Source organism: Pirellulales bacterium, assembly GCA_036499395.1.
Taxonomy (GTDB): Bacteria; Planctomycetota; Planctomycetia; order Pirellulales; family JACPPG01; genus JACPPG01.
Genome location: DASYDW010000017.1, coordinates 31,720 through 44,258, shown reverse-complemented (window position 1 = coordinate 44,258; position 12,539 = coordinate 31,720). Strand labels below are relative to the sequence as shown.

Below are 12,539 nucleotides of genomic sequence, written 5' to 3'. Positions count from 1 at the left end.
ATCAGCTAGTACCCCGCCGGGATTGGCATTGCCGATTTGGCGCCGCGGCCGATAAATTGGCCGCCGGATTTCCCGGCCCCGCGAAAGGATTCGCCATGCTGCGCTCTTTGGTGTCGCTCGTCATTCTCTGCTGCGCCTCGCAAGCTCATGCCTGGAACGACATGGGGCACATGGTTGTCGCCGAGCTGGCGTACCAGCGGCTGACCCCTGCCCAACGCGACAAGATCGCGGCGATCCTACAGCAGCATCCGCATTACAAGGAATTCCTCGCTGCCGAGCGGCCTGCAGGCGTGCCGGAGGGGCAATGGGCCTTTTGGCGCGCAGCCACCTGGCCCGATTGGGTCAAGCATCATCAAGAGTCATTCAGTCACGGGGATTGGCACTACATCGACTTCCCGTACATTCCCCCAGGCTCGGCCGTTCGCGCAACCGACCACCCGCCCAAGCATCAAAACATCTTGGTCGCGCTACCGACTTGCGTGGATAAGGCTCGTGCCACTTCAGGCTCGGAGAAAGCGATTAACCTGTGTTGGGTCATCCACCTGATTGGCGACATCCATCAGCCGCTGCACTGCGCCACGCTCTTCAGCGAGCAATGCCCGAAGGGAGACGCCGGCGGTAACGATTCCGTGTACCGGATCGGCGGCCATCGCACGATTAAGTTGCATCCCATGTGGGACGACCTATTGGGCAAAGGACCAACGCCCACTACGATCGCCCACGGCGCTCAAGAGGCACAGACCGCCGTTGCCGCCAACCGCAGCGAAGTCACGCGCGAGGAGATTGCGGCGCCCACGTTCGAATCTTGGGCGAAAGAGAGCTACGCCCTGGCCGTGGCATACGCCTACACCAATGGTTCCGTGATTCCTGCGGTCGCCGAGGGACATAAGGATGCGAGCACACTGCCGGCGGTGCCGGACAGCTATGCCGAGACGGCCGGCCTCGTGGCCCGCGTCTGCATCGGCAAGGCCGGTGAACGGCTGGCCGGCGTACTGGGGCAGATTGTGCTGTAGATTGCCCGCTCATGACCCTCGTGACGCAGGGCGCATTTAATGCGCCTCCTGTTCAATTAGTGGCCACCTACTCTGGTCACATCGGGCCCATTCGACGTCTGCCGATTGAGTAATCAGGGAGCATGGCTGCTGGCCGGTGACGTTTTCACCGCAGATCGGGCATTACCCCCTATTCGGCACAGTCTTTGCTGCCTCGCCAAGACTCGCTAGGAATGCAGTACGCAGGTACCATGCGCCAGAGCCGCCATCCTGGCAGTGCCGCTTCCCGGCAATATCGACTCTAGATCGGGGCGGCCCGACTGCTGCTTCTTTGAATACTGCACCTAATGATCACCGCATGCATTTCCCATGAAGTGTCTACTTTTGCTGGTTTTCGGTTGCACCACATGTCTCATTTCGCAACACGTCGCCTGGGCTGGCCCGATGACGGTGCCCGCAGGTCTGAAACCTGGTGATCAGTACCGATTGGTGTTCGTCACCAGCACCACGACCGAAGCCGCGTCCTCGGACATTGGCTACTACAACTCGTTTGTGTCGAATGCCGCGAGCCTGGAGCCGTTGCTGCAGACGCTTGGTACGACCTGGACGGCGCTTGCGAGCACCTCGACGGTCGCCGCAAACGATAACACGAATACGAATCCCATGTCCGCCGGGCTACCCATCTACGGTCTGGCGGGTCAACTGATCGCGACTTCGAATTCCGATCTGTGGGACGGAGCCATCGCCGCGCCGATCTTGGATAACGAACATGGAACCCCCGTGCCATCGGGATTTAACGAAGTCTGGACGGGCACGGGAGCGACCGGCAAGCCCGACGAACCCGATGATCCGTTAGGGACGCCGACCCCAGCCTGGGGCGATAGCACTACCTCGACGATCAACTGGGTCGACACCGGAGGATATTACGAATCCGGGGGAACGCACACGCTTTACGCCATTTCAGGTCCGCTAACGGTCGTATCGGGCGACGCGAACCAGGACGGCCTCGCAAACGCGCAGGACATCGCGGTCGTTGCGAGCGAATGGTTGAAATCCGGCACGAATCTTCCCGGGGATGTCAACGGCGACGGTGAAGTAAACTCCGCCGACTTGGCCGTGATCAGTGCCAATTGGTTGCAGAATGCAGGTAATGCTGCGGCGAGCGCGTCACCCATGGTTGTGGCCGCGGTGCCCGAACCGTCGACGCTCGCCCTCGCCGCACTCAGCAGTCTCGCGCTACTGGCGCTCCGACGCTCCTAAGCAAGTGCGGCAATCTTGCTCGATGATGGCGCAGCGCCATTGCGCTACCGCTCGAAGTCTTGCGTGAGGCTGGCCGTTTTCTTGTCACGCCCCTACCATTGCTCGTTGGCCGGCGCGCATCACATCCGGCCGCGCCGAGCGAGTCTCGAAATCGAGGAACACAATTCCAGAAAGGAATCGTACCGTGGCGAAGAAAAAAGCTGCCAAGAAGAGCGCGAAGAAGGTCGTCAAGAAGAAGGCTGCGAAGAAGACCAAGAGCGCTAAGGTCACAAAGAGCGCGAAGAAGGCCAAGAAAGGGCCGATTCGCGCGATCATCGAAAAGGTCGAAGGTGTCTTGGAAACGGGAGTCAAGCGGCGGCAGGCCCGGCGCAAAAAGCGCCGCGCCACGATCAAGCACGCGCTCGGTATTGAGTAAGGCGCACTCCGACCACATTGGATCTCAAAGCGGCTGCAGGGAAGTGGCCGCATTTCTATCGGTTTGATCCACGAGTGTTCACGCTCATAGACCGTCTATGCGGTAAAGCGCGATGCACAGAAGATCATTTTGCATCCATTCTGGAAGAAATCCGTTCAAATTAGGCGGTAACCGCCAATGAAGTCGCCCTTGTCCGGGAGGGGGGGCTGCTTCCACGATTCGATAGATTGCCGATTCTCGCGGCCGGCACATGAAATGCGTTAAATGGCTTCTCGTGTGTTCGAAGTTTTCATGGAGAACCGATCATGCGATGCACTATTCTTCTCGCGTCGTTAATCGTGCTGAACGCAACCGCGACAGGGCCTAAGAGTCTTTTCGCCCAAGGCTCGGGCGGCGGTGGTTCGGCAGGAGGTTCATCTGGCGCGGCAGGATCGCCCGGCCTCGGTGGTTCGTCCATGGGGGGCGCGACGGGCGCTGGCTTGTCAGGCACGCCTGGCGCAGGCTCGGGCCTCGGCAGTGGATTACGCGGCGGTGCTTCGGGCTCGGGTCAAGCAGGTCCCAGCGCCGCGGCACCTGCGCCGCGTCCGCCACTCGGGTCACCGAATGTCGGAAACATCGGGGCGCCAACCGTCATCGACCCTGCCTCGCAGCCGACCGCGATCCAATCCAATTCGGTGCCAGTTCCGGCCCCGATGAACTCGGCGACAATGAACTCTGCACCGACGAACTCGGCCACGAAGAATGCAAACACGATGAACAGCGCCAACCCGGCCGGTCGCGCCGTGGGACGGCTGGCCGGCGATTGGCGTTACGTCTATCGGAACGGTCGCCACTGGTATTGGATGCCCAACCAGACGTGGCAACTCTGGAACGGAGCAAGCTGGCAACCGTATGCACCCGGTATGCAAAGCCCAACAGCAGCCGCCTACCAATCACCACGACAAATGAGCGGCTACCGCGGCGGCGCTGGCGCCTACGGGGATAGCACGCAGGCGACGAATGTGCCCGCGGCAACCAGCAACAACGTCCAAGCAGGAAGCGCCACCGGCCCAGCGGTTACCAGACCATCGTCCCCCACAGGGGACGATGCTTTGAAGGAGATCCCCGACGCATCGGGCGTGACGGTTCCTTGACAATGCGCCAGGGGGGGGTGCATTTAAGTTCGCATGGCGTCACGCTTCTTACTTCTTCGGCGCAAGCGCGACGGCTTCCTTGGCATCCAGCAGACCGTCGCGATCGGCGTCGAGATTTTGAAATTGCTCGCGCGTGCCCAGGAATTCTCGCCGCGAAAGATCGCCGTCCTGATTGCGGTCCATCCGCTGGAACCATTCCGGACCAATGCCTGTGCGGCGGGGGCCGCCGGGATTCGCCTCGTACGCGGCGACGACAAATGTGCCGTTGGTGTTCATCGTCGGCCCACCTGGCCCAAGCCGCAATTGATAGCGGCGAGGAATGTCGTCGGGCTTGATTTTGCCGTCACCGTCCCGATCCCACGCTGAAGCTGTCTGCGCCAACAGCCGAAGTTCGCGCATTCCCAGCATATTGTTGCGATTGGCGTCCAGAATTTCGAACAGCGTGCTGCCGCGATCGGTGAACAGTCCGTTCACGCGCTTGGCCGCGATTTCGTTCTGCCGCTTGACGTACTCGACATACTCATCGACGAAGATCTTGCCGTCGTGATCCTTGTCGATCTTTGCGAATTCGGCGCGACCATTGATGCGCCTCAGCTCGTTCTTGTCGAGATAGTCGTTCTTATCCTGGTCCGCTTGCTGCTTGAACATTTGCCGGGTGTTCTTCTCGATGTTTTCGGGTTTGGCCGAACCGTTGCCGCGAATGTCAAGCTCGAACGACATGCCGCGGATCATGATCGATCCGTCCTTATCCATTTCGGTGCGGACATGAGCGTCCTTGGCATCCGGCTGATTCAGCACCTGCACGCGGCGCCCCTTCACGTCGGGATCGAGCTGCGCTTCTAGTTCGACGTCCGGCGGCTGCGCCTGATACCAGGCCGATAATTCTGGCACATCAAGCTTGCCGTTGGCGTCCTTGTCCGCCGCGGCGAATTCCTGTTCGCCCAGGCGCAACTCTTCCCGATCCAGCAAGCCGTCTGCTTTGCCCCCCGCAGGCGCCACGTCGTAGCGAGCGATTAACGCTTCGCAGATTGTGGCTGGCGGCTGGTCCGGAACAGGTGCCAGCAACAACTCGCGTGTGGGCTGGTTTGGGTTTTGCACTTCGAAGTTGTTGCCGAACGGATTGCCGTCGTCGCGCAGCTCGAAATCGCTATACGCTTCGTCTTCGTCTCGATCGTAACGATAGAGCGTATCGATGCCGGCAGTCATCTCGGTCTTGTCGAGCATCTTGTCATTGTCATGGTCAAGGATCACGAACAACGGATCGCCTCCGGCGGCCGGCCGTCGTTGACCTCCCCGGCTGATGCCAAAGCAGGACTGCGCCAGCTGCTCGACAAGCTCATCGAACGAAATGGCGTCGTCCTGCGGATTGGTGTCGATATCGAGAAACGTCAATTGCTCGAATCGCGTCGTGCCGGTCCGCGTGCGCCGCTCGGCGAAAGTCGTCCAGTCACCGCGATTGAACTCATCGTTGTCCAATGATCCGCTCGCGTCCGCGTCCAACTCTTGAAACCGCTCCCACAAGTAATCGCCCCAGGTGGACTGATAACCTTGTCCCCCCAGGCGAATGTGCAACCGCAAGAAGATCGGCCGGCCGGCGTTCAAGAGAATCAGATCTTGCAAGTCACCCGCATCCGCGGCAGCAATCGGTATTTCAGCGCTCTCCGCCGAAGGCTGAGTTTCGTCGGCCGATAACCGGCCCGTCGGCATAAACAATGCCATGACAACAGCCGCCAGCAGTGCGGCGCAAATTCGTTGCTCGCGCCACGAATACATTCCGGCGAAACTCGCCCGGCGACAGGATAGCAACCACGTTTTCATACAAGGCACTCGCGCAGTGGTTTGGCGTTCGGATCGATCAGCCGGATTGGACGGCCGACGTTCGACATGTTCTGCTCCATCGGATCGAGTCCCAGGCTGAGCACCATCGTGCCCAACAGATCGGGGACGGACACCGGGCGATCGGCCACGGTCATGCCGTCTTCGCTCGAGCGGCCCACGACTTGGCCGCCGGTGATTCCGCCGCCGGCAAGAACCGTCGACCAGGCGGTGGGGAAATGATCGCGCCCTTGGTTACTGTTGATTTTTGGCGTGCGGCCAAACTCACCCATCCATACAACCATCGTCGAATCAAGCAGCCCGCGGTTCTTCAGATCTTCCAGCAGCGTCGCCCAAGCGGCATCCAGCACCGGCAGCATTTTCTTCAGCGCGTCGAAATTATTCTGGTGCGTGTCCCAGCCAAAGACGTTCGACTCGGGCAGCCCGTTGAACGAAACTTCGACAAACGGCACCCCGCGCTCGATGAGCCGCCGCGCCAACATGCAGCCCTGACCGAACGTGTTGCGCCCGTACGCATCGCGCAGATAATCGGGCTCTCCGCCGAGTTCGAAGGCCGCGGTGGCGCTCGAGCGCATCAATCGGTCCGCCTGGCGATAGGCCGAAACGTGGCTTTGCGGCGCATGGCCGGGGTGGCTTTCACCGAAGCCCTGCTCCATATCCGACAGCAACGACAGCCGTGCGTCAGCCTGCGCGCGCTCGACGTCTTTCGCCAGCGTCAGGTTGGGAACTTTCAATTGCTGCTCGTAATTGTTTCCCTGCGCTTGCTGGAAAACAGCCCGCCCGCCACCGACCACCAGTGGTGCATGACGAGGACCAAGAAAGCCAGGCCCGAACGCGGCCGGACTGAGAAACGTCATGGCGCCGATGCTGACGCAATTCGGCAACTCGGCCGTTTCCTCGCCCAATGATTTGCCCACCAGCGCCCCCAGCGCCGGATAGGCCACCGGTCCTCCTGGCGTGTAGCCGGTGCGCAGCAAGTACGTGGCCCGCGAGTGATCTCCCTCCTTGGTACTCATCGAGCGGATCAGTGTCAGATGATCGCCCATCTTTGCCAGCCGCGGCATGTGCTCGCAAATCTCCAGCCCGGGCACGGGCGTCTGAATCGGCTTGAAGGGGCCGCCGTTGGCGTGGCCTGCCTTCAGATCGAAGGTATCGGTCTGGCTGGGCCCGCCCGACATCCATAACAGAATGCACGAACGCTTGCGACGCTTGTCCGTGGCTGCCTTGGCTGCCAGCGCATCGAACCATCCACTGACCGAGACACCGAGAGCCGCGCCACCGATCGAGCGCAACCACTCGCGACGCGAGCCGAGGAATCGATGCCACCGAGAACTGATATCGTTATCCATCATTCGTTCTCCTGCATTCCGAATTGTCCGTCAGGAGGCTCCTGATTGTGGTGGTCGGGCGAAGCGCGTGCATGCTCTCGCAACAGCAGCGCTAATGGTTGAAGAGAAACTCACTCGAATTCAGTAGCGCCCAAAAGATATCGCCGAGCGCTTCGTCGGCATTCTTGCGTGCGCCGCCGTCGGCGAGATATTTCTCCAGCCGGGCCAGTTCCTCAGTCGTCGGAGGTCGCTGCACCGTGGCCAGGTACATGGTCTCCAGTCGCTGCGGGAGGTCGAACGCCGGAAACTGCGAAATCGCCCCCAGCATCGCGCTGCGCTTGACCGACGTCGCGTCGGCGACGAAATCTCCGTTCATGATCGCCATCGCCTGGATGATCGAAGTGTCGTACTCGATCGTCCGGTCGCGCTGGTTGGCAAACATTTCCAGGAACGTGCTGCGCGGCGTGCCATTGGCAAAGGCTTCCTGGCCGTTCGCCAGATTCTGGTCACGATAGCCGACGGCCACGGCCAAGCTGTCGAACAATTGATCCGGAGAGAGCCCCCGCACCGGCATCACGGCAAACCGATGCGGATCGCGCTGCGACTCCTCGCTGACACTGCTCGACAGTTGATAAGCCCGGCTGCTCGTGATGGCGCGGATCAAATACTCGATGCGAAATTCATGCGACGCGAAACGCTCGCCCAGGATCTCCAACAGCGCGGGATGGCTGGCGGGATTGCTTTCGTCTAAATCGTCGACAGGGTCGACGATACCGATGCCGAAGAAGTGGGCCCACATCCGATTCGCAAGCGCGCGGCTGAAGTAAGTGTTCTCGCGCGCCGTCACCCATTCGGCCAGCTTACCACGTGCCGTGGCCTCGGCCGTCCAGTTGGGGACCGACCCGTCAAGGAACGTGGCCGAAACATCCTGCTCGGTATCTGGAATGCGCAGCTCATGCTTCGCCGCATTGTCCGTCAACGGCGAGAAGTCCGCATCCTTCTGCTGCCGTTCGATGCCGGCAAAGAAGCTGGCCAGTTGCCAGAATTGCTCGCGCTTCCAATGGGCAAAGGGATGGTCGTGGCATTGGGCACATTCGAGCCGGACGCCGAGAAACGTCCGGGCCGTGGTCGCGGCCAGGTTCTCGGCCTTACCTTCTTTAGCCACAAAGAACGCCACCGGCGTCGTCGAGCGCCGATCGTAAGGATTGAGGGGCTGGCCGTTCTGCGTTACCGGTGTAGTCAACAACTCACGAGTGATCTCGTCGTAGCCGCGCCCCTGGCGAAATTGCTTGCGAAACCACCCCTCGACCGTCGACGCTACGTAGCGAACCTGAAAATTCGAATCGGCCTCGGGCATCAACGTCGTACGCCACGTGCGCGCGAAGTGATTCGTAAAGGCCGGCCCGTCGAGCAGCCGGTCCACCAGGTGCTCACGCCGATCCGGTGACGGCTCTTCGAGAAAATCTCGCGTCTCGGCGACCGAGGGAATTCGCCCTGCCAGGTCGAGATAAACACGGCGCAAGAACTCGGCGTCCGAGGCCGGCGCCGCGGGGATCACCTTTTCTGCGCGCCAGCGCGAGGATAGCTCGGCGTCGATCGTCTTGGCCAGGGCGCGAGCCTCGGCCCAGGAAACGGGCCCCGTCGGCTCGGTGCCTGCCTGGGCCGATCGCGTATTGCCGCTGAACGCGACTGCGATCGTCACGACGAACGCCACGGCGGAAATCAGACTATGACGTGCCAGCGAATTTCGCGGCTCGGCCATTACGGTTTTCATCTTCACCGTCCCCATTTCTCTACTCCGACTTTACTATCCTTTTGATCTGCCCCTAGCCACAACTCGACGCATGCAGTCGTTGGCCGCGCACTCATTCGCCGTCAAGACGTGCTGCGTCGAGTGGCTCCTGCCCGGCGATCGTGAACAGCGCGGGCGTAAGCGTCACCAGCACGGCGTCACGAACGAAGTGCGCCTTGCCGTCGGCAGTGCAAAAGATGACACCACCCGGATGCACACCGCCGAACTTGCCGCTGAGCTTGCCCGTCGCATCGGTCATCAAATCGTCAGGCTTGGTCCAAGGAAGGTTGCGGCGCGTTTCGGTCACCAAGAGCGTATTCGCCGGACCGTCGGCGATCTCGGACAAACTTTTTGTACCTTGCTCGGGAAAGCAGGTCGTGGGCCCCACGACGGCCAGGACCATCGAGTTGCCATTGGCCGGCTTGGTATCCGCGGCCAACGAACCGCCGTACTCGCGCGGCATCTTCGCAACCAACTTGGCGTTGTGCTCGCTATCCCACGGCTCGTCGAGATGGAATTCGCGGTACAACTCTTCGTAGCCCAAGTCCGGAAGCACGTGGACGCGCCAACTCAACAGCGGTTTTCCGTCAGCCGACACGTTGCCTCGCGCCGGCAATGTTTTCATGCGTTCCTGGTACTTCAATAGCGCCGCCGCCACGCGTTCCAGGTTCTGCTTTGACAGTCCGCGCCGCTTCACCATGGCCGGAGAATTGATCACCCCGCCGGGCACCGCCGTCGGCGCCGCCGGGGCCGCGTCGGCGAAGCGGAACTGACCGCTGTTACCGGCGACCTTGCTGCCGAAAAACGCCCCGACCGCGTTGGTAACGACCTGCATTGCCATCCCTACTTCGGCCTCGGTGCGCATGTTCACAACGGCCGTCCGGCCGACTTGTGCGAATTCGGCGCTGCCGAGCAACTGCGACGTCAAATCGTTCACGGTCGGCGGGGGGACCTTGCCGTCCGGGCCGGGGTCGAGCTTTGGCTTGGTCTTCACGCCTAACCGCGCCACGGCGATCAAAGCCTTGGCACCCTGAACCTTCACGTTGGCAATTTTTTCGTCTGGGCAATCGATCAGAATTCGCCACCGCATACCGACACCACCGTCGAGCGTGGCCGCGAGCGATTTCGAATCCTTCAGCAACTGCTCGAAGCCCGGAATCTCGCGAACTTCCTTCATCGATTTCGCGGCGAATGTCGGTTCGAAAGCAAACACCAGCGAGCTGTTCTCGACCTGCGACCAGACATCGCCCCATGCCAGCTGGGCCGGGTCGCCCGGCGCTTGCTCGACGACATGCTTCAGATTCCACTCGTCGCCGACGAGGTAGTTACGATCATCGGCCGGGAAGAAGCAAATATTGGGTTGCTCGGGAATCTTGTAATAACGCTTGCCTGCATGTTCAACGACTTGCATTTCGTAGGGGAACGCCGCGCGCTTCTTATCCCAATCGACCGGCTCGGTCGAGCGCACATGCACCAGGTCGAAAATCAACTGCTGCCCGTTCTCAAGTGCCGGCCGCTCGGGGTCGGGGCGCACCATGATCATCGTCAACTGCTCGATCTTCGTAACCGGAATCGGATTGCGAAAATCAGAACCGTTGATGTTCAGCAGTCGGTCGAGCACCTTCAACTGATCGCGTTTAAAGAAGCCAATCGGCCGTAGCGCAAACAATGCCACCGTGTCGGCAGGAAGGTATTTCAGAGAAAGCGGCGCGACGGAATCTGACGATGGCGTCTCTACCGGTGGCGTTTTCTCAGCCGCCGGAGTTGAATGTGCTGTGGCCGGCTGCGTGGACGCTGGGTCTGCCGCCGCCGGTGGATCGGCCCATAACGCGGTGGGCATCGCCAGGAAACACGTCGCAAGAAAAGCCGTGGCGGGCACGAATCCGCGCAGCCCGGCGTAACAGCGCACCGACCTAACCATCTCCGCCCTCCTGTTCCCCAGCGAGCGCACGGACCAAGAATATGAAGCGCGCCGCCGAACCGTCATTATGGGGTGTTCGGAGACGTTTTCCAGCAAATTTTTAATTAAACATTCGGGGGGGTGGATGTAACTTCTGTCAGTTTTGAAATGTGAACTCAGGTAACTTACATTCGTTCGGCCGACGCCAACGAAGCGGCGAAATCAATCTGCCAGCCGCGGACGGCGTGAGATAAGAAGGTCGTTCGGCATGACCCCCTCGACCCATGAATCAAAGCGCGGCATCCGTGCCGACGTGAAATGAAGCTCGAGGTAATTATTCGTGGCCCGCGGAAGACCCTTCGATGCGTTTCAAGAGTTGCTCCGCCTCGGGGCGGTGCGGCCACTCGCTGGGTGCGGTCATCAAGGCCTGTCGCACGTCGTCCGCAGACTGCGCGAGTGCGCCGCCCACAGCGTGCACCTGGCCTCGCACTAGCAACGCCTCGGGTTGCGTCGGATCGAGTCGTAACGCCTCGCCCGCGTCGGCCAGCGCCGCGTCGAGGTCCCCGTCCCGCAAGCGCAGATAGGCGCGCTGCCCGTAGGCTGGCGCGAACTGCTCATCCAATCTCAGGGCGGCGTCGCAACTCCAGTACGCTAGAGTTCGATCCTGACCCTGTTCACTCGCGATCGACATGTTCACATAGTAACGCGGCTGCAGCGGATCGCGGGGATGATTGAATTCCTCGATCTCGCGATACACACTGCGAATCGGCACAGGGAATGACCAGGTCGCGTGGTAGGCCGGCAAAATAAGCTGTGCCGCGGCGATAGATGCTAAGACCGCTTTAAAGCTGGGACGCGCGTAATCGTGCCATTGCCAGATGCCCATAATTAAGACCGGTGCCAGGATCATGAACGTCCGCGACATATCTCTCGCCACCACAAGCGCCGCTACGGACGCAGTGAACACCGCCAGCCCCAGCAATATTCCCCAGCTGCGGCCTACGCTTCGCCAGGTAAACCACACCGCTGCGCCGACCAGTATCCAGGCAGCGCGAAATCCACTCCAGAGACCGATCGCAAAATATTCGACGGGAACCTGCAGCACCTCTTTCCCGTGCCGCTGCACGTAATCCGTTGTCTCGGGATCGCCCACCAACCAGGCGATTGCGCGTACGGCCAAGTATGGCACGCTGGCCGCGAGCGCCACGGCCAAGTCGACCACCAGGTCGTTTCGCTGACGTTGTGCCGCATTGCGAAAGACTATCGCGCGCACCAACAGCGTCAGCGGTAGCGCCAGGACGAAGCGTTCGTCGATCCAGGGTATCGCCAGGCAAACCAGAGCGATCACTAGTCGCGACTCGGCAAACGCCAACGCCAGTAGCCCTAGCATGAGCCACGAATCGAAATACGTCAGCCAGCCAGCTGATACAAAAAACCACGGCAGCGTCGCGAACACCATCGCGGCCAGGCAGGTTTCGAACCAATCGTGCAAACGCCGATAATTGCACCAAGAGACTAGCCATAACGTCAGCAGGCACCCTAGCCAGGGCATGGCCATGTATAGCGGCGTCGGCAAATCGCCATAGTGCCAAACGAGGGGAAACAGCAGCCGCCAGGCAATCACCTGGTTTGTCGGATTCTCGATCTCGGCCCACGGTTCGCGCAATTGCTGCAGAGAATCAAACGCGCGATAACAATCACACAAGCTGTACTCCTGCGACACAAGCAATCCTCGCCATTCCGAATAGCGCGGCGAAAAGCGCACCAACGTCACCACGGCAATCACGAAGGCAATGCCCAGGCAGCCTGCCGCCACTACATACGGTGGCGCGTCTCGAGCCGGTGTTGACGTGGTCTCTTCGCGTTCTCGTGTCATGGAGCCA

The 12,539-nt window shown here is 60.8% G+C and carries 10 protein-coding genes; 4 read left to right on the top strand and 6 right to left on the bottom strand.

What is annotated here, in order from left to right; all coding sequences use genetic code 11:
• Positions 1-95: 95 nt before the first annotated feature.
• The 3 genes from VGN12_03100 (at position 96) to VGN12_03090 (ending at position 2,667) form a co-directional block, all read left to right on the top strand.
• A complete protein-coding gene (locus VGN12_03100; protein HEY4308418.1) occupies positions 96-1,013 on the top strand; it encodes a S1/P1 nuclease in 918 nt (305 codons plus the stop codon).
• A 423-nt stretch (positions 1,014-1,436) separates the two neighbouring features.
• Entirely contained in the window at positions 1,437-2,252 is an 816-nt protein-coding gene (locus VGN12_03095) for a dockerin type I domain-containing protein (GenBank protein HEY4308417.1), read from the top strand.
• A gap of 184 nt (positions 2,253-2,436) precedes the next feature.
• Complete coding sequence (locus VGN12_03090) at positions 2,437-2,667, top strand: hypothetical protein (GenBank protein HEY4308416.1); 231 nt, start codon at positions 2,437-2,439, stop codon at positions 2,665-2,667.
• A gap of 547 nt (positions 2,668-3,214) precedes the next feature.
• Here VGN12_03090 and VGN12_03085 read toward each other — a convergent pair.
• Positions 3,215-3,418: a hypothetical protein gene (locus VGN12_03085; protein ID HEY4308415.1), complete on the bottom strand. Its 204-nt coding sequence runs from the start codon at positions 3,416-3,418 to the stop codon at positions 3,215-3,217.
• Position 3,419: 1 nt separating this feature from the next.
• Here VGN12_03085 and VGN12_03080 point away from each other — a divergent pair, with 1 nt between their 5' ends.
• Positions 3,420-3,800, top strand: a complete 381-nt coding sequence (locus VGN12_03080; GenBank protein HEY4308414.1) for a hypothetical protein — start codon at positions 3,420-3,422, stop codon at positions 3,798-3,800.
• Between the two features lie 48 nt (positions 3,801-3,848).
• Here VGN12_03080 and VGN12_03075 read toward each other — a convergent pair whose 3' ends face one another.
• From VGN12_03075 to VGN12_03055, 5 genes are all read right to left on the bottom strand, one after another.
• On the bottom strand, positions 3,849-5,618 hold the full coding sequence (locus tag VGN12_03075) for a hypothetical protein (protein ID HEY4308413.1): 1,770 nt from the start codon (positions 5,616-5,618) through the stop codon (positions 3,849-3,851).
• Positions 5,615-6,988: a DUF1501 domain-containing protein gene (locus VGN12_03070; GenBank protein ID HEY4308412.1), complete on the bottom strand. Its 1,374-nt coding sequence runs from the start codon at positions 6,986-6,988 to the stop codon at positions 5,615-5,617. Before VGN12_03070 ends, VGN12_03075 begins: the two co-directional genes overlap by 4 nt.
• A gap of 88 nt (positions 6,989-7,076) precedes the next feature.
• The gene (locus VGN12_03065) at positions 7,077-8,753 is read right to left on the bottom strand and encodes a DUF1549 and DUF1553 domain-containing protein (protein ID HEY4308411.1); all 1,677 of its coding nucleotides are present in this window, start codon (positions 8,751-8,753) and stop codon (positions 7,077-7,079) included.
• A 76-nt stretch (positions 8,754-8,829) separates the two neighbouring features.
• The gene (locus tag VGN12_03060; protein HEY4308410.1) at positions 8,830-10,677 is read right to left on the bottom strand and encodes a DUF1559 domain-containing protein; all 1,848 of its coding nucleotides are present in this window, start codon (positions 10,675-10,677) and stop codon (positions 8,830-8,832) included.
• A 313-nt stretch (positions 10,678-10,990) separates the two neighbouring features.
• Positions 10,991-12,532 carry a hypothetical protein gene (locus VGN12_03055; protein HEY4308409.1) on the bottom strand — a complete coding sequence of 514 codons (1,542 nt, stop codon included), beginning with the start codon at positions 12,530-12,532 and terminating at the stop codon, positions 10,991-10,993.
• Positions 12,533-12,539 lie beyond the last annotated feature (7 nt).

Coding starts and splice junctions, on each gene's coding strand:
- VGN12_03060 (HEY4308410.1), bottom strand. CDS start 10,677: ATGGTTAGGTCGGTGCGCTGTTACGCCGGGCTGCGCGGATTCGTGCCC.
- VGN12_03070 (HEY4308412.1), bottom strand. CDS start 6,988: ATGATGGATAACGATATCAGTTCTCGGTGGCATCGATTCCTCGGCTCG.
- VGN12_03080 (HEY4308414.1), top strand. CDS start 3,420: ATGAACAGCGCCAACCCGGCCGGTCGCGCCGTGGGACGGCTGGCCGGC.
- VGN12_03065 (HEY4308411.1), bottom strand. CDS start 8,753: ATGGGGACGGTGAAGATGAAAACCGTAATGGCCGAGCCGCGAAATTCG.
- VGN12_03055 (HEY4308409.1), bottom strand. CDS start 12,532: ATGACACGAGAACGCGAAGAGACCACGTCAACACCGGCTCGAGACGCG.
- VGN12_03095 (HEY4308417.1), top strand. CDS start 1,437: ATGACGGTGCCCGCAGGTCTGAAACCTGGTGATCAGTACCGATTGGTG.
- VGN12_03100 (HEY4308418.1), top strand. CDS start 96: ATGCTGCGCTCTTTGGTGTCGCTCGTCATTCTCTGCTGCGCCTCGCAA.
- VGN12_03075 (HEY4308413.1), bottom strand. CDS start 5,618: ATGAAAACGTGGTTGCTATCCTGTCGCCGGGCGAGTTTCGCCGGAATG.